Genomic DNA, 22,894 nt, shown 5'->3' on the forward strand with positions numbered 1-22,894 from the left:
TACATTTTAGCTCATATCCTAATCAGAAAATCTTCTGCTATATGAGCTAAAATGTAGCATCACCTTGTATGTCTTAGTTTTTGTGAAGTGTAAATCTCACCATATTGTGACTGACAACCGAAGGTTAACATCTAAAAAACTAAGGGTCTTTAAAATAAAGTGTGTATTCTTCTAAAAAATGGTGATAATTAAAATATTAAATATCACTATATAAAAGGAAGGTGCACACTTTTTATGTTTAACAAAAACGAAATATTAAAAAAACTTATTGAATAATACGATGTTAAAACAACTACAGACATTCAAGACATGTTAAAGGATTTATTTGCAAGTACAATTCATCAAATGTTAGAAGCGGAGCTTGATGACCATCTAGGTTATGATAGGTATGATAATAAGAATAAAAATACTAAAAACTCTAGAAATGGATATAGAAATAAAAATGTTAAATCAGATTTTGGAGAAATAACTTTAAATATTCCAAGAGACCGAAATGGAGATTTTGAAACAAAGATAATTAGAAACTATGAAAATGATATATCAGGAATAGAGATCCAGGTGATTGGAATGTACTCAAAAGGTATGTCCACTCAAGATATATCAAGTCATCTTAAAAGTATTTATGGAATAGATATATCTCATTCACTAATAGCTAAAATTACTGATAGAGTTATACCTTTAGCTCATGAATGGCAAAATAGACCACTTGATATGATTTATCCAATTGTATTTATGGATGCTATACATTACAAAGTTAGAAGTGAAGGTAGAATAATAAACAAAGCAGCATATATAGCTATCGGCATTAAATTAGAAGGTATAAAGGAGGTTTTAGTAATATGGATTGGAGAAAATGAGAGTTCAAAGTATTTGTTAAAGGTACTTACAGATGTTAGAAACAGAGGAGATATATTAATAGCTTCTGTATATGGACTAGTTGGATTTTCTGATGCAATTAAAGCAGTATTTCCCAATACTGAAATACAAAGATGTGTTGTGCATCAAATTAGAAATACTTTAAATTATGTATCATATAAAAATAGAAAAGAATTTGCAAAAGATTTAAAGAAAGTATATGCTGCAATTACAGAAGAGGTCGCGTTAAGTGAGCTATCGCTCTTAGAGGAAAAATGGGGTAATCAATATGCGATACATTAAGAAGTTGGCGAAGCAATTGGAATGAGCTAGCAACATACTTTAAATATCCTCAAGAGATAAGAATATTGATATATACTACAAATTCAATGGAAAGTTACAATAGATTATTAAGAAAAGTTACTAAATCGAAGTCTATTTTTCCTTCGGATGATTCTTTGCACAAATCATTATACTTAGCAACTATGGATATTTCTGAAAAATGGACTCAGAAAATTAGAAATTGGACTCAAATTTTAGCTCATTTAAGTATTTATTTTGAAGAAAGAAATCTAACTCTAAATTAATAAGGAAATATTTCAAAAAAATTAAGAAATTTTCTTAAAGGGGTAATAATTTTTGCAAAAATGGAAAAAATATCAAAATAAGGCTATGATTTTTAAAGCCATAGCCTTACCAATAAATGTTTAATTATCACTTAAAAAATAAATTTTTATTTAAAGAATACACATAAATATTTCCAGACTCTATTTAGAAAATATAAATCTCTAAAATATACAATAAATCCTGCAATAACAATGAAAATATCCATGTTTATCTGCAGGATTATTCATTTTTCATCAATCAGTATTTTTTATAAAACTCACACTTCCTTTAGCTTTCTTCCCTGTAACAGTAATTTTATATGTTCCACTTTCATCAACCTTTACTTGAAATGTACTTGTCTTGAGATTCTTCCCTTCGAAAACAGGCTTTTATCATCTTCTTGTATGAAAATATCTAATTTTCCAGAGTCATTAACTATTTCCACATGTATTACATCGTCTTTTTCTAAATTTAACAATTGTGAATCTGTAGTATTAAACATACTATATTCCATTACAAGTTCACTATCACTTCCTGTACGACTACCATTAAAATCACTATATCTACAAGATGCCAGAAAAATACCTAAAATCAATATAAAAAAAGATTATATATTTTTCTCATGTCTTATACCTCCAAATCATGCTTTATTTATTATTTTCTAAATCATTATGATGACCACTCTGTAATTTTTTAACATAATAACTTATCCTTATTATATCTTCTATATTTCAGTTTTAAAATAGTTTATATATTCTATTTATCAATCTAATCCTATAAAATCATATAAATCAATTTCATAGAATTAGCCTTATATCAAGTAATTAACTACTTAGCAATTAAGTAATTTTAAATTTTATACTAAAGCAAATTTTTTGTGTCTATCTTTTCTATACTTAGTTAACTTAATATCTTTTTTATTTCATTTTTATCTTCAGTATTTAATAAAATTTCCAAAGTATGCTGGTCATTAATCTTTGAAAATAAGCTTCGTATTTCTTTTTTATTATTCTCTTTAAGTGCTAATAAAACCACTAAATCTACCATAAATTTATTATCCCACACTATAGGCTTATTTAATCTTGCTATAGCTATTGCTGGTTTTATAACATTTTCTGGAAGCCCATGTGGTACAGCAACTTTTGAAGCCATTACAACACTTCCCATAGCTTCCCTTTTATACACACTTAATATATATTTTGAGTCTACATACCCACCTTCTTCAAGCTTTGATACAAGAGTGTCGATTATATACTCCTTTGAGATTCCTTCAAAATCATATAAAATCAAATCTTCATGTATTAAATTATCCAATTGATTATCGCTACTCAAAGATGGTTGTTTATTATTCAAATGTTCTAATACCTTGTTAATTCCATTTTTTCCAAGTACCTCATTATAAGAAATAAAAGGTACATTTTTATAATCTATATCAATTGTGCCACAAATAGCAATAATATTATATTCAGCTTCAATGTCATTTAATTCATCTTCTAAATTATTATTTAAAAAAGCAATTGGCTTTACTTCAATTGAAGCATCATATTCCTCAATTTGCTTTTCTATATGTTCCTTTAAGTTTAAAGCTGTACCTACCCCACTTAAACATAATGTAATAATTACATTTTTCTTTCCATATTCATTTTTTCTATAACTAAATTTATTCGTATTTACCATAGCATAATTTTTATTTTTCTTTAAATCTGCTATTATACCATCTAAACTTTTTCCTTCAATTGTCGCCAATTTTCCTGCTTCCATTGCTAATAATGTATCCACCCTGTTTACAGTCTTACATCTAATACCAAGTCTTTTTTCAACCTCATCACCAAGGATTACTAGAGAACCCATATCAATTAGAACCAAAATTCCTTTCTGTGCTTCTATCTTTTTAAGTTCATCCAATACATGTTCTATTCCTTCTGCTGGTGAATCTGTAAGTGCTATTTCTATACCCAGTGTACATTCTATACCAAGAATGTGATTTACAACATTAGACATTTCAATTCCAACTTTACCATGCGTAACTATAACTACTTTTACTTTATCTTTTATACTTTCTTCATTGTAACAAAATTTATTTATATAATATGCTAAATATCCAAGTTCATCCTCTGGGAATGTAACTTGTGTTAAATCTTCCACTATTCCCATTACATATCTGGATAATTCATATTCCATTGGCATTGATGCTTTTATCTTATCCAAACTTGGATTTATTATAGTTTTTCCATCTCTTATTCTATCTATAGCATGCTCAATATGAATTGCTAAAGCTAAATACAGCCCCTGATTTACATGCTTAAACTGCTCTTTAATAAATACAATTACTTTGTCCATTATCTCTAGTGTGGATTCTTTTAACTGTCCACCCCAGTCTATTCGACTTCTTCTATCAGACAAGTTTTTATTGTTTTTAATAGCATTAAATTTATTGTCTAACTTTTCTATAAATGCATTTTTTAACTCTTCTTCTGAAAAACACTTACTTTCTAGAACTTTTAATTCTTTTTCTGCATAATTGTATATTTCACTTATCTCATTATCAGACAAAATTCTATTTTTCCCACTTACTAATTCACTAATATCTATATATATATCTTCAACTGAAAACTCAGAATACTTTTCATCTTCACAATTACAATCATAATATCCACTTTTTATATAATCTCTCAAGCTATCTAAATCTATAATTACCTTGTCACTAGAAAATATTGCCTTACTAAAAGCTCTAGCACAAGTTACTTGTATATCACTCTTTAACTGTCCTATATTCCCAGTACATTTATAATTCATAAGTGCACACATCACTTCTTTAGTTATTATAAAGTTTTTATTTACTCTTTTTGCTTCTCTTTCAAAGAATTTTATTATTATTTCATATCTTTCAGATTTTGGTCTTTCACTCATATTTGGTAAGTTTATTACCATTGGTATACGTCTTCTAAATGTTTGAAGTAAATTAGAATCTGGATTTTCTGTTGTAGCACTTATTATGAGAACATTTGCCTTTCTATTAGAACTACTCTCTCCTAACCTCCTAAATTCACCTCTATCTATTAAAGAAAATAATATTTCTTGACCAGCAGCAGGTAATCTATGAATTTCATCCAAAAACAAAATTCCATTATTGGCTTGCTCTACAAGACCCTCTCTATTTGCATCTGCACCTGTGTATGCACCTTTTACTACTCCAAATAGCTGAGCTATCAATAGATTAGGATTTTCTGCATAATCTGCACAGTTAAATACTATGAATGGACTATTTTCTTCTTTGATATTATTTTTCACAGCATATTTGTACATACATGTAGCTAACTCACTCTTACCTACACCTGTTTCTCCATATATTATAGTATGAAGACCATTAGGAGGATACATTATTGCTGATTTAGCTAGGTTTACTTTTTCTTTCAAACTGCCTTTTATACCTATTAATTCTTCAAACCCATCTTCTTCTACAGCTTTACTAACTTTTACATGTTTTCCAGATGATACTAGTTCTTTATCTTTTATTTCAGCTTTCGATTGACTTAAGTTTTCTTCTTTTAGTAATTTTGATACTGCACTTCTTGATATATTATAGCCATTTTCGGTTAAAATTTCAGTTATTTTTCTTTCAGACATTTGAGGATTCTCATTTACAATCTTAGATATATCCTTTATTAATATTTGTTTTCTTCTTTCTCTTGAATCTAAAATATTATTCTTTTTTCTAACCGCTATTACTTCAGACCTAGCTACATTTAATATTTCAGCAAGTTCTTGGTCAGTGTATGGATTTTTCTTGTCTTCTCTTTGTATCTCTCTTAATATTTTATCCATATTTCGCCTCCTTACTTTAAATTTTAGTTTATTTCAATATATTATACACCAAAATAAGACTAGGCAAAATAGCCTAGCCTTATTACTTAGAATTTCCATAAGAACTTCTATTAAAATTATAACCATAACTATATGATTATAATTTTAAAGAAGCACCTTCCCAATCCTTCATAAAGCTATCTATTCCTTTGTCTGTCAAAGGATGCTTAATCATTTGGTTTATAACTTTAAGAGGAACTGTTGCTATATCAGCTCCCATTCTAGCAGCTTGTAAAACATGTATTGGATTTCTAACACTAGCAACTATTATTTGAGACTCAATACTATTTACACTGAAGATGTCAACAATTTCTTCAATTAAATCAAGACCATTTTGTGATATATCGTCTAATCTTCCAACAAAAGGACTTACATATGTAGCTCCAGCTCTAGCAGCTAAAAGAGCTTGCCCAGCAGAGAATATAAGTGTAACATTAGTTTTTATACCTTTACTAGATAATACTTTTACTGCCTTTAAACCTTCTGCTGTCATAGGTATTTTTATAACTATATTTTTATGTATCTTAGATAATTTTTCTGCTTCTTCTATCATACCCTTGTGCTCTAAACTTATTACTTCTGCACTTATTGGTCCATCTACTATCTCACTGATTTCCTTAACTACTTCTATAAAATCTCTACCTTCTTTAGCTATTAGAGATGGATTTGTAGTAACTCCACATATTACACCTAAATCATTTGCTTCCTTTATTTCTTCAATATTAGCTGTGTCTATAAAAAATCTCATTTAAAAAATCCTCCATAATTAGAATATGTGCTAAACACAAGTATATAATATCATAAATTATCTAAATTTTACAGTTCCATTATCTATAGATTCAACTACTGCTAAAGATTCTAATCTTACATCATTGGCCTTTAAAAGTGCTCCTCCAGCTTGGAATCCTTTTTCAATAACAATCCCTACTCCAACTAAGTTTGCATTTGCTTGTTCAATTAAATCTTTAAGACCAAGAGCGGCTCTTCCATTAGCTAAAAAATCATCTACTACCAATATGTTTTCACCTTCGTTTATATACTTTTTAGAAACTTTTACTGCATATTCTTTTGCCTTAGTAAATGAATATACATTAGTTTCATACACATCAGTATCTAAGTTTTTAGATTCTGATTTTTTCGCAAAAACTACAGGTGCATTGTCAAAGTATTGTGAAACAATTGATGCTATAGCTATTCCTGAAGCCTCTATTGTAAATATTTTATCTACCTTTTCTCCACTAAATCTCTCTTTAAATTCTTTTCCTATTTCATTTAAAAAAGCTACATCAATTTGATGATTTAAAAAACTATCGACTTTTAGTATATCATTTCCTGAAACACTACCTTCTCTTAATATCTTTTCCTCTAAAGCCTTCATTGTACTCCCACCTAAACCTTTCTAAATTATATTAATCTTAATAAAAAAAATTATATTCTCTTTAATTTTACTCTCTACATTGCTTGTATTTTATCTTAGAATACTAAAAAAGCTCCTGTCTATATCATAGACAGGAGCTTAAAATTCAAAGTAACCAACTTAATATATAATTTAAAATAAGTATAAACTATATCATCTTCACTCCTGTAGTTAAGCTATTATTGGTAGCTTAGTAGAAACATTTGAACCATATTATCAAAAGTATACAGGTAAACATATTAATTTATTCTTTTTAATTATATATTATAATTCTCTATTATTCAACAAATAATTCAAACTGTGTAGAATAAAACATTCACTAGTTACTTGACAAAATTCAACCTTTTTAAGTAAACTTATAGATTTTCCATAAAGATATAACTTTTTTCTATATTATCTAGAAGTACTTCATCCTTGTTTATATTAGCTATTTTAGCAATAGCTTTTTTTACTCCATTAGACTTTATTAGTTCTTGTAATTCTACACTTTGAGCATCTTCACTATTGTTATAATGAAGTGCTGCACCTATTCCAAGAATTAAGTTATCAACTGTTAAGCCATATGATTTTGCAGTCATTAGAGGTTTAATCAATCTATCTTTATCACTTAATTTTCTAAGTGGCTCTCTTCCAACTCTGACTACATCATCATTAAGATATGGATTTTTAAATCTATTTAAAATCTTATCAATATATTTATAATGTGCTTCTGAATCAAAATTATATTTTTTAATTAATCCTTCTCCACTTTCTGTCATTGCATTTTTCACTATATTGCAAATATATTCATCATTTATACTTTCTTCTATTGTTTTGTATCCCTTTAAGTACCCTATATAAGCAGTTATAGCATGGCCTGTATTTAGTGTAAATAACTTACGTTCTATATAAGCCATAAGGTTATCAGCTAAATTCATTCCAACTATATTAGGTATTTCTCCTTTAAATCCTTGCTTTTCAACATTCCACTCATAAAAATTTTCAACAGTTACATCAAGAGGATTCTCATTTTTACCAGGAGGAACTATTCTGTCAACTGAACAGTTAGGGAAACCAATATAGCTCTCTAAATAGTCTTCTTCTTCTTTATTTAGACACTTAAGTATTTCCTCTTTTAAAGAAGAACTTGCATATATTGCATTTTCACAAGCTATTATATTTAAATTATTTGTTAATCCTTTTTCTTTTCTAGTTTTTATACCTCTAGCAATTGTAGGGGCTATTTTAGTTAAAACCAAAGGGCCAACTGCTGTAGTTATTATTTCAGCTTCTACAATCTCATCTATTATTTCTTCTTTTATAGATGAAACTGCACTTATATTGTCAATTATCTCATCTACACATTCTACATCTCTTATGTGTATAGTATATTTTTTATCTTTATTTATTGAATTTAATATTTCTTCATTAACATCAGCAAATACAACATGATAACCTGACTTAACTAACAAACCTCCAATAAATCCTCTTCCAATATTTCCTGCTCCAAATTGGATTGCCTTTTTCATTTTAAGTTCCTCCTAAGATTAGTTGGCAAAAGCTTCCATAAAAGCTTGTTTGTCATTTGAATTTTTTAGTCTCTCTGTTAAATCATCATCTAAAACTATTGCTATATTAGATAGTATCTCTAAATGCTCATCTCCAACACCAGCTATTCCTATTAATAAATATGCCTTTTCTCCATCAAAATCTATACCATTAGGGAATTGTAGTATAACTATTCCAGAAGATAATATTTCTTTTTTCGCTTCATTTACACCATGTGGAATAGCAACACCCATGCCCATGTATGTAGTCATTACCTTTTCTCTTTCCAACATTGCTGGTATATATTCTTCTTTTACATATCCATTTTCAAATAGTTTTCTTCCTGCTAAAGTTATAGCTTCTTCCTTTGAAACACTATCTAATCCTAAAAATATATTATTCTCATTTAATACTTTACTCATAATATCAACCTTCCTTTTTTTAATGTAAATTTTATTTATCTATTAATGTTTTTAATTTATTTGTATAAAAATTAAAAACTATATCTTTTATTTCTAATGTCATCTCTTGTATAGAAAATTTGTTTATTTTCTTAGTAAAAACAAAATTATCTATTAATGAGCCACTTACTTCACTCATTATTTGTCTTTGATAATTTGGTGAATCTTTAGGAAGTAACATAAAAACCACATTCTCAATTTCTTCCTTAGAATTTAGCTTTATGTTATTTTCTAATCTTATTATTGCTAACTTCATAATATCTATTCTTTCACTCATACAGTGTAATAATAAAATCCTTGATTCTTCTATATATGGAATTGATATTTTTAATCTTTCTTCTAATGATTCTTTTATAGATATTACATCTTCACTAGATTTTACAAATATTTTTGATGAATCCATAATAAGTTCATCTAAGTTTTTACTTTTAAATTTTTTAAATTGAATTTCATCTAAAAACTGAAGAATATCTCTTCCTATGTTCATACTTTCTGTTATCTGTTCATATACTTTATTTTTATTTTTAGTATCATCTTTTACTTTTAAATCCATTAATTTGTTTTGAGCTATAGACTTTATTTTTTCTTTGATTATCAGTTCATCATCTGAACTCATAAATGGACCTACACATATATAATCTAAGTTTGTATTTAATTCTACTGTAGATACAATTAAATCGACTTCTTTTTCTTTTAAATATTCCTCATCTATGTTTATAGCTGAAATAGTTTCAAGTATATTTAGATTTGGAAATTTATTTTCAATTTTAGTCGATAAAAACCTTGAAGTTCCTATTCCAGTAGGACATGCTACAACAATATTTATATTAGCATGCATCATTAGATTTTTTTCTATGGCTGATGCAAAATGCATTGCAATATATCCTATTTCAGATTCAGGTATTGAATTTATATTTAGCTTATCTTTTATGACTTTAGAAACCTTTTCGACTCCATTATAAGCATATGAATACTTAGTTTTTATTTCATCTAAAAGGGGATTTCTTATTTCTAGTCCCATATTCAATCTGTTTATGGAAGGTCCCAGATGGTTTGCTAGATCTTTAAATAATCTTTCATCATTTTTAAGACTTATCTTAAATTCATCTTCTGCCAAATCTATCATTTTATTTGTAATGTCCATTACTTCTATGTCATCTAAGTTTAACTCTTTATGACTTGAAGATGACCTTTGCTTTGCACCTCTAATGTGCATAGTTATATATCCAACTTCATCTAATGGTATATCCATACTAAAATCAACTGCCATACCTTTTACGATTTCCTGAGCTAATTTAAACTCTTCGGTTAAAGATAATTCCTTTAGAAAATCTTTCTCCATAGTTATATTTTCACCATTTTTTATCCTCTGTAAAGCTAATGAAATATGAACTACAAGCCCTATATATGCACTATCAGCTAAATTTACATCTAACTCTGAAAGCTTCTTTGTTAATGTACTTTCAACTTTTCTTATTATGCACTTGTCCATTAAATTTAAAAGTCTATTTTCACTTAAAATCTCTATTGCTTTATCAGTTTGTATATTCTCACTTATATTTCTGACCATATCCAATATTTCTTTTTCATTAAATGAGTCATATATAAGGTTTACATATGCTTCTCTAAAGTTTTTTTCCTGACCTTTGAGATACACACCAAGCCCTGGTTTTCTAATAAGCTCAATATCAAATCTTTCTAACCATTTACTTGCTAGTGCAAAATCATTATTTAGTACTCCTTCAGATACCTTTAATATTTTTGCAAAGTAGTAAGATTTTACTGGCTCATTAGAAACTAGTAGCTTTGATAATATAATTAAGTTTCTTTCTTCTTTGTTATATTCTTTTTCTATTTTTTCCTCTTCTAACAACTCAATTATAAAATTTTGATTTTCTGTATTCTCTTCTAAAATCAAACCTACACCTGGTTTTTTTACAAAATTAAAATCATTTTCATCAAACCATTTTTCAATTCCTGACATATCTCTAAGTACAGTTCTTGAACTTAACTCTAACTCTCCTGCAATTTCAGAAACAGTTATTGGAATATTTTTTTTAGAATTTTCTACTATCATGAGTATTATCTTTTTTTGTCTAGATGTAATCTTCTTTTTTTTCAAATTATCCACTCCTAATCAGTGGTACTTTTTATTTTTTATTTAGATTCTAATCTTTTAAACAGTATATCTAAATTGGGGTCATTTAAAAAGTTATTTATTGATACTATCTCAACATTTGAATTGTTTTTGGCAACTCTTTCAACTAATGTGTTGTGAGTTACTACTATTTGTGTATCATCTGGAAGATTATCAACAGATGAATTTGTAATTTCTATATCTAAATTCAAGTTTTTTATTCTATTTTTAAATCTAGAAGCTCCCATTGCACTAGAACCCATTCCTGCATCACATGCAAATACAATCTTCTTAATTTCATTTAATTCAAGTTGCTTTTCTTTAACTTTTTGTTCTGAACTTTTGCTTGCAGATTTCATATCACTCATCTTTGCTTTAGCTTCTTCTAAAGTACCATCTTCTTCACTTTGGTTTGCTGAAGCTCTCTTAACAAATGGTGCTGCCACTAAGAATGATACAACTGTCGCAACTGCAACCCCTGCTAATACTGGAAGTAATCCTCCTTTTGGTGCTAGTGCCATAAGTGCAAATATACTTCCTGGTGATGGTGCTGCTACAAGTCCAGCTCCTAATATTGAAAAAGTTAATATTCCTGCTGCTCCACCTGCCATTGTAGCTAATATTAAAACTGGATTCATTAATATATATGGGAAGTAAATTTCATGGATACCACCAAGGAAATGTATTATTACTGCTCCTGGTGCTGATTGCTTTACACTTCCTCTACTAAACATCCAATATGCTAATAGAACACCTAAACCTGGTCCAGGGTTACTTTCTAATAAGAACATTATAGATTTACCTGCTTCTTTTGCTTCAGCTATACCTATAGGACCTAATATACCATGATTTATTGCATTGTTTAAGAACAGTACCTTTCCAGGCTCTATAAATACCGAAACTAAAGGTAATAAACTTTTGCTAACTATAAATTGCACTCCTGATTCTATAAGAGCTGTACCTGCTACTATAGCTGGTCCAATTGCATAAAAACCTAATATTGCAAGAAGCATACCTATTATACCTATTGAAAAGTTATTTACTAACATCTCAAATCCTGTTGGTATTTTACCATCTACAAGTTTATCAAACTTCTTGATTACCCATCCTGCAAATGGTCCCATTATCATTGCTCCAATAAACATTGGTATATCAGCTCCAACGATTACTCCCATCGCTGCTGCTGCACCTATTACTCCGCCTCTTTGCCCTGCTATAGCTTTACCACCAGTATATGCTATCAATAGTGGTAAAAGATATTTTATCATCGGATCGCCTATAGTACTTAATTTTTCATTTGGCATCCACCCTGTTGGTATAAATAATGCTGTTATAAGACCCCATGCTATAAAAGCTCCTATATTTGGCATTACCATCCCACTTAAAAATTTTCCTACTCGCTGTATAGATGTCTTTATTGTCGATTGATTAGAACTGCTCATAATTTTACCTCCATTTGAATTATATTCTATATCGATATGATTCCCTTTTGTTATACTTTTATTATAGAGTTTATATTTTATAGTAACAACTTTAAGAAATCGTTTCTATGTCACTTAAGATAATGACATTTGTCACTTTAGTTTTTGTTTAGTTTTATTTATGTAGTATTTTAAATTAAGAATTTAATGAAATAAATTTTTTAGGGACACTTTTGGACATACTAATATAGATTTAATTGACTTATACTTTCAGTAAAAAATACTATATACTTAATATTAACAACAGGAGTATATAGATATAATGTAAGATATTATATAATAAGAATTAACTTCAAATTAGCTACCACCTTAAATAAAACATTATTTAATATACAGTTTGATTGTATAAAGCAACATATATTAAACAGATTCAGTTAAAATAGTTTAAATTTTTCAAAAATCTCAATATCTGACAAAATACTTTAATAAAATTAAAGAATAAGTTATAATTAATACTATCAATTATAATAAAGTATAAAAATATAAGGAGTGATTAAAAAATGGCGTTTTATTTTGATACACCATCACATACTTTCAGTGAATACCTACTTGTACCAGGTTTCTCTTCTACTGACTGTATACCTGCTAATGTAAGTTTAAAAACACCTGTTACTAAATTTAAAAAGGGCGAGGAAGCAGATATTCATATGAATATACCTTTAACTTCTGCTATTATGCAATCTGTTTCTGATGACAAGATGGCTATTGCACTTGCTAAAGAAGGTGGCATCTCATTTATATATGGTTCTCAATCTATTGAAAGTGAAGCTGCTATGGTAGCACGTGTTAAATCTCATAAAGCTGGATTTGTTGTGAGTGATTCAAATATTAAACCTGATAATACATTAAAAGACATACTTGAACTAAAAGAGAGAACTGGTCATTCTACGGTTGCAGTTACTGAAGATGGTACTTCAACTGGTAAATTATTAGGTATTGTTGCAAGTCGTGATTATCGTATAAGTCGTATGGACTTAGACACTAAAGTTAGTGAGTTTATGACTCCTATGTCATCCATAGTTTATGCTAACAAAGATGTTACTTTAAAAGAAGCAAACAATATTATATGGGACCATAAGCTTAATTCTCTTCCTGTACTTGATGACAATGGTAATCTTGTATATATGGTATTCCGTAAAGATTACTCTTCTCATAAAGAAAATCCACTTGAACTTTTAGATTCTTCTAAAAGATATGTAGTTGGAGCTGGTATCAATACTAGAGACTTTGCTGAGCGTGTTCCTGCTTTAGTTGAAGCTGGTGCTGATGTTTTATGTATAGACTCTTCAGAAGGTTTTTCTGAGTGGCAAAAAATAACTCTTGATTTTATTCGTGAAAAATACGGTGATACAGTTAAGGTTGGAGCTGGGAATGTAGTTGACCGTGAAGGATTCCTTTACCTTGCTGAAGCTGGTGCTGACTTCGTTAAAGTTGGTATTGGTGGTGGTTCTATATGTATCACTCGTGAACAAAAAGGTATAGGACGTGGACAAGCTACTTCTATAATTGAAGTTGCTCAAGCTAGAGATGAATACTTTGAAAAAACAGGTATTTACATTCCAATTTGTTCTGATGGTGGTATTGTTTATGACCATCATATAACTTTAGCCTTAGCTATGGGTGCTGATTTTATAATGCTTGGTAGATATTTCTCTCGTTTTGATGAGAGTCCAACTAATAAGGTTAATATAAATGGTAGTTACATGAAAGAGTATTGGGGAGAAGGTTCTGCACGTGCTAGAAACTGGCAAAGATATGACCTTGGTGGAGATAAGAAACTTTCTTTTGAAGAAGGTGTTGACTCTTATGTTCCTTATGCTGGTTCTTTAAAAGACAATGTGACACTTTCTCTAAGTAAGGTTCGTTCTACTATGTGCAACTGTGGTGCTCTTAGTATTCCTGAACTTCAAAAAAATGCTAAGCTAACACTTGTATCTTCTACTAGTATCGTTGAAGGTGGAGCTCATGATGTTATGCTAAAAGATAACAGAAACTTATAATATAAATAAAAGTGTAGTTAATTGTAAAATCAACTACACTTTTTATTTTAATATAAGCTATTATTTATGAGTTATTATTTAACTGTAAATTCAAGAAGCTTACTTTTAAGTTCATTTTCTATTTTTGATAATTCAACTTCTGCTTCCTGTCTCTTTATTCTACCATCATTCTGTATCTTAACTACTTCATCAATAGTTGATATTAAAGATTGATTAGTTTTCTTAATTGTATCTATATCTACAATTCCTCTTTCTGATTCTTTGGCTGTTTCTATTGTTCCCATTTTCAATGTCTCTGCATTCTTTAGTAGAAGTTCATTTGTCATATTACTAACTTCACGCTGTGCTTTCATAGCTTGATTCAAATGAGATATTCCAAGAGCAAGTACTATTTGATTTTTCCACAATGGAATAGTATTTACTATAGTAGATTGAATTTTTTCTGCCATTAGATTATTGCTATTTTGAACCAATCTTATCTGTGGAGCCATTTGAAGTGATACCATTCTAGTTAATTCTAAGTCATGAATCTTCTTTTCAAATCTGTCACAAAGTGAAACCATATCGTTTACAGATTGAGCATCTTCTGTTGAACCAGACAAACTTGCTCTTTCTCTTAATTTTGGCATCTCAAGTTCTTTCATATCTTTTAGCTTTTGTTTCCCTGCTATAATATACATTGTAAGCTCTTTTGAATAAGCTAAGTTTAATTCATACATTTTATCAAGCATTGCTATATCTTTCAATATTTTAACTTGATGCTTTTGAAGTTCTTTACTTACTTTGTCTACATTTACTTCTGCGCTATCATACTTAGTTTTTAAATTTGAAATTTTATTATTTGCCTTTTTAAAAATTCCTAAAAAACCACCTTGTTCTTTTTCGTCAGCTGAGAATGATTTTAAATCAGTAACTAGATTTGTAAGCATATCACCAACTTCGCCTAAATCTCTAGTTTTAACACTCTTTAAAGCGGTTTCCGAAAATCCTGCTACCTTTTTTTGAGCCCCAGCTCCATATTGCAAAATCATATTTGTATTTGTAATATCTATTTTTTCTGCAAACTCTTTTACCATTTTACGCTCAGCTTCTGATAGTTTTTCTTCTTCTGGGTCTTTTTCATTCTTTTTCATTAATAGGTCAGAATTATTTATATCATTTGTTTTTGTTTCTTCACCAAATGGGTCAAGTGTTAGTGTTGGCATAACTGGTATATCATCTAAATTATTCATTCTATAGTTCTCTCCTCTTCCTTCATAAAGTACTAATTATATACTTATATCTTACATATTTTTATCCTTCATAACTACTTAACTGTTCAAAAATAACAGAATATTTTTTATATTACAGTTAAAACTTTCCACCTGTTAATCCCTCTTGAACTAACATATTTTCTAAAACAGTAATATCTGTAGATATGTCAATAGCTTCATCCTCAAATAGAGAATCCAGTTGGTTTTCAAAAGCCACTACAATTGTACTCATTGTACTTTCAATGCTTTCCATAGTTGTTGTTATATTTTCTCTGTCTATTCCTTGTTCTTCCAATGTATGATATGAATTTAAAAGCTTTAAAGTAGTTGGAATATAATAATCCATAAATTTTTGTATCTGAATAAGTTTTGATGGGTCATGTTTTACAACATCAAATATTTTACTTGTAACATCTTCTACTTGTATAATTTTCTTGCACATTGATTCTGATTTAATATTTTCATTAGCCTCTTTTATTTGTCTCAAATAGTCCATTCCCTTTTTAATAATCATATCAGCTTCATTGCTATTCTCAACTTCATCTTCTTCAACTTCATATACTATATCTTCATATGTTGGTGGAACTCCATCTTCATTTGTCAATACAATTTGATTATTTCTTTTATCAATATAAGTATTTATAAAGTAATTTTTATCTATCATCTTTTGCACATCTTTTATTATAAATTTTAGTGATTTAGATGTACTTTCTGCAATAAGTTCTACTGGAATAATATTTTTATTACTTATGATTGTACAGTATTTTTTATAACGAGAAATTTGGTCTCCTAATCTTTTACCTTTAAAAATACAAACTCCACCTATTATTAAGAATAAAGCACATACTTGAATAGGAAGTATAACTGCCCATCCAATTATAATTGAAATAGTTGACAATACTAAGGCTGATAGTGTAAATAAGCCTACTAGACCCCATCCAACGATCTTCAAAAACTTACTTAAAAACGAATTTATTAATACAGATTTTTTAGAAAAATTCTCTGGTTTATACATGATTTATATCCTTTCATTTTTACTAATATTATTATTATATTTCAGTTTGATTATACAATTACTTACTTATTACTGTCAAGGAATTTGAAATTCTACAAATTATTTCAAATAAAGTAATAGACTTAAATGTAAGTACATTTTCTAACTAAAAATGTACTTACATTTAATGCTATACAAAAATAAGAGAACTTAATTTTAAGTAAATTTAAGCCCTCTCATTTTTTATATTTATATAATTATCATTATTTATCTCATCTATACTTAATCCAAATAAAAAATTATATTAATAAAGATTTGCAAATATCTCTCTTATTTCTTCTCTACTAAGTTCTACATAATTATTGGCAAGTAATCTCTGTTGATTGGCTATCGTACTATCAGTAAATTCATCTATCTGACTTTCTACCATTCCATACTCTCTTAGAGCTTTCTTAGTTATTAATTTGTTTAAGAATTTCTCTAATTCTCCATAAACGTCACAATTAGAGTCACATTCAAGAGCATCTGCTAAAATTTTTGTACATTGCGTAATCTTTCCATTAGGATTTTTTCTAGAGTACATCTTAAATACTTCAGTAAAGAACTGATAATTTGCTTCCCCATGTGCAACATGGAAAGCTGCACCTATCGAATAAGATAAAGCATGCACTGCTGCACAACCAGCATTTCCAAAAGCAATTCCTGCATAGTTTGATGCAAGTACAAAGTCCTTAAGATGATTGAATCTCTCTTCTTCTCCTTTATCCACAATCTTTTTATATCCATCCATAATCATTTTTATAGCCTGTAAAGAATATATTTCTGTAAATGGACTTGCTTTTGGAGATAGATAAGACTCAATAGCATGTATAAGAGCGTCCACTGAACTTGTTACAAAAAATTTATAAGGCAATCCTTTTACTGACTCTGGAATTAATACTGCATAATCTGCATAAGTTTCTTCTACTGCAAGACCCTTTTTAGTATGCTTAGATTTTAACTCTGCAATGGCTACATTTGTTACTTCACTTCCTGTACCACATGTTGTAGGAACTACCACCAATTCTTTTACTTTTTTAGGTGCTACTTCTCCTTCAAATAAGTCAATAGACTTCTCTGGAACATCAAGTGCTAATATCTTGCATATATCAACTATTGTACCTCCTCCAAAAGCGATAATTCTATTGAAATTGTATTTCTTCATTTCTTTTGTCATAGAATCTATCATTTCATCAGATGGTTCACCTGTTCCAAATTTTTCTTGGAAAATTAAATTGGTATCTATTCCAAGAGGTTTCATATATGGTTCATATATAAATTCATTTGTAATTACTAAATCATTTTTTCCTATTTTAAATTCTTCATTGAATTCTTTAAATGTATCAAAATAAAATATTTTTGGAACTACTCTAAGTGCTTCCATACTTAACACCCCTCTACTATTAATATTTCTCCTTAAATCGTTTTTCAAACTCTAATGCTAGATTTTCTCTTACACTTGGATGAGCAATATTGATTAAATTTCTTGCCCTTTCTCTAAGAGATTTCCCTTTTAGTTCTGCTATACCATACTCAGTTACAACATAGTCAATATCATTTCTAGATGTTGTTATAGGAGCACCTTCATCCACAATAGAGACAATTTTTGAAATTACTGTCCCATCTTTTTTTGTAGTTATTGAAGGCATTGCTATAATTGCCTTTCCATCTTCTCCCATAGATACTCCACGTATGAAGTCAACTTGACCTCCAACTCCACTAAATTGTCTAAGACCCATTGCCTCTGCAACTACCTGTCCCATCAAATCAACTTGTATAGCAGAATTTATAGACACCATTTTATGTTGTTTCATTATAACTGCTGGATGATTTACATAGTCTACAGGTTTCACTTCAACTACTGGGTTATTATTAGCAAAATCATATAATTTTTTAGTTCCCATTAAAAATGTAACTGTCATTTTTTCTTTATCAAAATTTTTATATTTACCATTTATAACACCTTTTTCATAGAGAGCTAGGGTTCCATCTGAAATCATTTCTGAATGAATTCCTAAATCTTTTTTATCTGTTAAAAATAGCATAACTGCATCTGGAATTCCACCAATTCCAAGTTGTAAAGTAGAACCATCTTCAATTAGAGAAGCACAGTTTTTACCTATTGCTTCTTCTACTTCTCCAATCTTAGCAGGTTGCAGTTCATATAAAGGTTGTGACTTTTCAACTATATAGTCAAACTCTGATACATGAACTACTTCACCATAAGTTCTAGGAAATTGGTCATTTACTTGAACAATTACTGTTTTAGCAGTTTTAATAGCCTCATAAGTATAATCAACTGATGTTCCTAGGCTACAATACCCATGTTCATCTGGTGGAGTTACCTGAGCTAAAACAACATCACATTTTAATCTTTTCTCTCTAATTAATTTTGGTACTTCATGAAAGAATGCAGGAGTAAAATCTCCATCTCCATTTTCAATTGCCTTTCTTACATTTCCACTTACAAACATTGGATTTACTCTAAAGTGAGTTTCCATTCCCTCACCAGTATATCCACCACTGCCTAGACTTACCATATGCTTAATCTCAACATTTTTATACTGTTTTGCATTTTCAATCATTGCCTCTACTAGTGCAGGAGGCTCACCTACACAATGTGCAAATACTACTGTATCCCCATCTTTAATATGCTTTACAGCCTCTATAGCAGTACATAACTTACTTTGATACAATTCTCGCCAATTCAATGAAATCACCCCATCTAACTCTTATTTAAGCCTCACAAATCGCTGATTCTATTATATTTATAGCTCTTTCTATATGACTAAAATCCCAAATTTTAATATATGATTTCTTAACTTTATATTGTTGGTAGGATGCACATAAAGTTGTGCATCCTCCAATTATAAGTAATAAATCATATTCTACATCTTCTTCTGCTACGCTAAAATCTACTCTACCATTGAAGTGCTCTTTGATTATTGCTAGAGCCTTCCCTCTTTCGTATCTAGGGTTACAGCCCCCACAAAATCTAACTCCACAGGTCATGTGTAAATTCTCCTTCTAAAATCTCTTTTTATAACTCAAACTACTACTTTATAATCATTCTTATACGATATATTTTTTCATTAATTAGTATAAGTCAATATATTTTCCCATTTATATATCAACTTTTTTATATATTAACTTTTTATAAATTTAGAGCTTTTTCTTTTTTTATTCCTGCAATTGTCTTAGCTAATTCTTTCTTCTGATTTATATTTCCTTGTCTTGAAATCATTATTCTTTGTGCCTGTGGTGAACCTGCTCCATGCATTGACTCAGTTCTATAACCAACAGCAGATGAGCCAAGACATATATTTTCTAAGAATCTTAATATTCTCATTCTTTCTTCTGTTGAAGCTACTGAAGAAGCTTTAAAATATTTATTACATACTTCACCTATTGTCATTCCACTTGTTCCAACTTTTAAATCTGACTTGAAGTCTTTTTCTGAAGGCATAGTAACCATAAGCCCACCAGCTATATCTTCTGCAAGTCTCACTATTTCATAAGGGAATCTAGTTACATTTTGTTTACATACATTTGCAAGAAGTAAATCTATTTGATAGTTTCCAGCCTCTGTCTTATGTCCTTCTGATGAACATGCTATACCACAACAATATAAGCTTTCATTAAGGTGAGTCATTTCTATTAATTTATCTTTTATATGAGAAGCTTTGTTTGCTCCATTGTAATCAGCTGCTAAAGCTGCTGCTCCTATTATTACATCACCTACTCCAACTTTACATCCACCATAACTTTGTCTATGATATCCAGCAAATCTTTCTACCAACATACCAGAGAAATCCCACTCTCCGCATAAGAAGATTCTATCATTTGGAACAAATACATTATCAAATACTACTAGAGCTTCTTGACCTCCAAACTCTTTATTTCCTAAGTCAACATCTGCTCCCTCTTCTAATTTTCTAGTATCACAAGATTGTCTTCCATAAATCATAAACACACCTTCAGCATCTGAAGGAACTGCAAATGATACAGCATAGTCTTTATCTGCTTCAGTCATGCTTATAGTAGGCATTATAAGATGTTCATGTGAATTTATTGAACCAGTTTGATGTGCTTTTGCTCCTCTTACCACTATTCCATCTTCTCTTCTTTCAACTATGTGAAGGAACATATCTGGGTCAGGTTGAGCACTAGGTGATAATGCTCTATCTCCCTTAGGGTCAGTCATAGCTCCATCAACTACTAAATCGTTTTCTTGTATATAAGTTAAGTATTTTACAAAATTATCATGATAATTAGTTCCATGCGCTTTGTCGCACTCAAATGTTGTTGAATATACCGCATTAAAAGCATCCATACCTACACATCTTTGGAAACAAGAAGCTGTTTTTTGGCCACATAGTCTTTGCATTTTAACTTTTTTTATCAAATCATCAGTACTTTGATGAAGATGACCAAATCTATTTATTTTTTCTCCTGTAATATTTGAAGTAACTGTCATTAAATCTGCATATTCTGGGTCATGTGCCAAATCATAAGTAGCTGCTACACAATTTATAGATGGTCTAATCATTGGATGGTCAACCCAATTTTTAACCTCTTCACCAAACATATAAACTTTAGTATTTAATTTTCTCAAACTTTCAATATATTGAGCTCCTGTCATTAATGCCATAATAAAACCACTCCTTCTCTTTTATAATAATTTTTATTTATGTTAATTTATAATACTTCCTTCTTTTGTTCGTCTTTCAATCTTCTAAATTCACTTCAATATTTTAAATTAAATTCATTTTTAGTTTAAATTCATTCTAAATTAAAATATATTTCTATTTTAATTTAGAATGAATACTTTTTTATATTTGAATTTTATCCCCAAAGTTCTTCATCTGTAGGTACTTCATTTTCTGGCATATAATAAGCAATTCTAGAAATATTAATTAAATGTTTGTAATCAAGATTTTCAGAAATACTATTATTTCCCCAAGAACCACAACCTAAGGTATTTGTAGGTGCAAGACCATTAAAGAAGCTTCCTCCAGCACTTGTAGCACAACATTGATTAATTACAAATCTTGATACTTCTATATTTTCTCCTGCATATTCTATGTTCTTAATTGTATTTGAATGTATAGATACACTATGTCCTTTTCCTTCTACATTTAGATTTGCTTTTGCAATAGCTACTCCTTCTTCAAAGTCTTTATACTTATATGCAGATATAACTGGACACATTTTTTCTTTTGCAAGTATGTCTTCTTCACCTGGTCCATCTGCTTCTATTACTATTATTTTTGTATCTTTTGGTATTTCAACTCCTGCAATGTTTGCGATTGCATGAACTGATTGTCCTACTGCATCTTTATTCATAGATTTATTCACAAACATGGCATTTCTAAAAGCTTCTTTTTGTGCATTATCTCTAACTATAAATCCTTTGTTACTTTCAAATTCATCCATTATTTTATCAAACATTTCTTCTGCCACTATCACTGATTGCTCACCTGAGCAAATTATACCATTATCAAATATTCTTCCAGCTATGATTTTAGGTACTGCTTCTTTAATATCTACATCTCTGTCTATAATACATTGGACATTTCCTGCTCCTACACCAAGAGCTGGTTTTCCACTTGAATATGCAGCTCTTACCATTCCCATTCCACCAGTAGCAATTACTACATCTGCTGATGAAATTAAATTTCTCGTATTTTCTCTTGATTGTTGGTCAAGTATTTGTATTAGATTTTCTGGTGCTCCTATTTTTTCTAATTCTTCATTAATCATATCAACAGTCTTAGTACTACATCCAATTGCTTTATGATGTGGTGTTATAATAATTGCATTTCTTCCCTTTAATGCAAACATAGCATTACTCATAGGTGTAACTATCGGATTTGTACAAGGAGTTATTGCTGCTACAACTCCAATTGGTTTAGCTACTTTTGTTATTCCTGTTTCTCTATCTATGTCAATTATACCAACTGATTTCTTATCTTTTAAATTATTATATATAACTTTCGCTTTACTTTTATTTTTAGCTACTTTATCTTCATATACACCCATTCCAGTTTCTTCTACTGCAAGTTTAGCTAAATATTCGGCGTTATAGTATACTACCTTTCCAACTATCTTCACTATTTTATCCACTTGTTCTTGAGTATAACATTCAAACTCCCTTTGAGCTTTTCTAGCCCTCTCAATGTATCCATTAATATATTCTTTGCTTAAATCTTCAAAGTTTTCTACTGCTTTTTCCATTTTTAATATTCCTCCAATTTATT

General features: G+C 29.3%; 16 protein-coding genes, 1 pseudogene and 1 riboswitch. Of the genes and pseudogenes, 2 read left to right on the forward strand and 15 right to left on the reverse strand.

What is annotated here, in order from left to right:
- Positions 1-309 precede the first annotated feature (309 nt).
- A pseudogene (locus IC219_RS04615) lies at positions 310-1,442 on the forward strand (IS256 family transposase).
- 359 nt (positions 1,443-1,801) lie between these two features.
- Here IC219_RS04615 and IC219_RS04620 read toward each other — a convergent pair.
- From IC219_RS04620 to IC219_RS04655, 8 genes are all read right to left on the reverse strand, one after another.
- Positions 1,802-1,975, reverse strand: a complete 174-nt coding sequence (locus tag IC219_RS04620) for a hypothetical protein (protein ID WP_227861658.1) — start codon at positions 1,973-1,975, stop codon at positions 1,802-1,804.
- A gap of 386 nt (positions 1,976-2,361) precedes the next feature.
- The gene (locus IC219_RS04625) at positions 2,362-5,286 is read right to left on the reverse strand and encodes a sigma 54-interacting transcriptional regulator (RefSeq protein ID WP_227432706.1); all 2,925 of its coding nucleotides are present in this window, start codon (positions 5,284-5,286) and stop codon (positions 2,362-2,364) included.
- A gap of 136 nt (positions 5,287-5,422) precedes the next feature.
- Complete coding sequence (gene fsa / locus IC219_RS04630) at positions 5,423-6,073, reverse strand: fructose-6-phosphate aldolase (protein WP_227432705.1); 651 nt, start codon at positions 6,071-6,073, stop codon at positions 5,423-5,425.
- A 57-nt stretch (positions 6,074-6,130) separates the two neighbouring features.
- Positions 6,131-6,703 carry a xanthine phosphoribosyltransferase gene (locus tag IC219_RS04635; RefSeq protein WP_227432704.1) on the reverse strand — a complete coding sequence of 191 codons (573 nt, stop codon included), beginning with the start codon at positions 6,701-6,703 and terminating at the stop codon, positions 6,131-6,133.
- Positions 6,704-6,890: 187 nt separating this feature from the next.
- A riboswitch (purine riboswitch) is annotated at positions 6,891-6,992 on the reverse strand.
- A 106-nt stretch (positions 6,993-7,098) separates the two neighbouring features.
- Positions 7,099-8,250 (reverse strand): mannitol-1-phosphate 5-dehydrogenase, encoded by a 1,152-nt coding sequence (locus IC219_RS04640; protein ID WP_227830712.1) that lies wholly within the window; start codon positions 8,248-8,250, stop codon positions 7,099-7,101.
- 18 nt (positions 8,251-8,268) lie between these two features.
- Positions 8,269-8,691 (reverse strand): PTS sugar transporter subunit IIA, encoded by a 423-nt coding sequence (locus IC219_RS04645; RefSeq protein ID WP_227432702.1) that lies wholly within the window; start codon positions 8,689-8,691, stop codon positions 8,269-8,271.
- A 31-nt stretch (positions 8,692-8,722) separates the two neighbouring features.
- On the reverse strand, positions 8,723-10,861 hold the full coding sequence (locus IC219_RS04650) for a BglG family transcription antiterminator (RefSeq protein WP_227830713.1): 2,139 nt from the start codon (positions 10,859-10,861) through the stop codon (positions 8,723-8,725).
- A 26-nt stretch (positions 10,862-10,887) separates the two neighbouring features.
- Entirely contained in the window at positions 10,888-12,309 is a 1,422-nt protein-coding gene (locus IC219_RS04655; RefSeq protein WP_227432700.1) for a PTS mannitol transporter subunit IICB, read from the reverse strand.
- 539 nt (positions 12,310-12,848) lie between these two features.
- On the opposite strand from IC219_RS04655, the gene IC219_RS04660 reads away from it, so the two are divergent.
- Positions 12,849-14,348, forward strand: coding sequence for an IMP dehydrogenase (locus tag IC219_RS04660; RefSeq protein ID WP_227432699.1), 1,500 nt, complete (start codon positions 12,849-12,851; stop codon positions 14,346-14,348).
- A 74-nt stretch (positions 14,349-14,422) separates the two neighbouring features.
- On the opposite strand, the gene IC219_RS04665 is transcribed toward IC219_RS04660, so the two are convergent.
- From IC219_RS04665 to IC219_RS04695, 7 genes are all read right to left on the reverse strand, one after another.
- The gene (locus IC219_RS04665) at positions 14,423-15,580 is read right to left on the reverse strand and encodes a toxic anion resistance protein (RefSeq protein ID WP_227482794.1); all 1,158 of its coding nucleotides are present in this window, start codon (positions 15,578-15,580) and stop codon (positions 14,423-14,425) included.
- Positions 15,581-15,698: 118 nt separating this feature from the next.
- Positions 15,699-16,616, reverse strand: coding sequence for a 5-bromo-4-chloroindolyl phosphate hydrolysis family protein (locus IC219_RS04670; protein ID WP_227830714.1), 918 nt, complete (start codon positions 16,614-16,616; stop codon positions 15,699-15,701).
- Positions 16,617-16,899: 283 nt separating this feature from the next.
- Positions 16,900-18,018: a 4-hydroxybutyrate dehydrogenase gene (locus tag IC219_RS04675; RefSeq protein ID WP_227482795.1), complete on the reverse strand. Its 1,119-nt coding sequence runs from the start codon at positions 18,016-18,018 to the stop codon at positions 16,900-16,902.
- Between the two features lie 19 nt (positions 18,019-18,037).
- Complete coding sequence (locus IC219_RS04680) at positions 18,038-19,345, reverse strand: acetyl-CoA hydrolase/transferase family protein (protein WP_227432695.1); 1,308 nt, start codon at positions 19,343-19,345, stop codon at positions 18,038-18,040.
- Positions 19,346-19,370: 25 nt separating this feature from the next.
- On the reverse strand, positions 19,371-19,646 hold the full coding sequence (locus IC219_RS04685; protein WP_227432694.1) for a hypothetical protein: 276 nt from the start codon (positions 19,644-19,646) through the stop codon (positions 19,371-19,373).
- Positions 19,647-19,788: 142 nt separating this feature from the next.
- A complete protein-coding gene (abfD, locus tag IC219_RS04690; protein WP_227432693.1) occupies positions 19,789-21,285 on the reverse strand; it encodes a 4-hydroxyphenylacetate 3-hydroxylase family protein in 1,497 nt (498 codons plus the stop codon).
- Between the two features lie 194 nt (positions 21,286-21,479).
- The gene (locus tag IC219_RS04695) at positions 21,480-22,871 is read right to left on the reverse strand and encodes an aldehyde dehydrogenase family protein (protein WP_227432692.1); all 1,392 of its coding nucleotides are present in this window, start codon (positions 22,869-22,871) and stop codon (positions 21,480-21,482) included.
- Positions 22,872-22,894: the final 23 nt, after the last annotated feature.

Origin of the sequence: Clostridioides sp. ES-W-0018-02 (assembly GCF_020658175.1) — a bacterium.
Classification (GTDB): Bacteria; Bacillota; Clostridia; order Peptostreptococcales; family Peptostreptococcaceae; genus Clostridioides.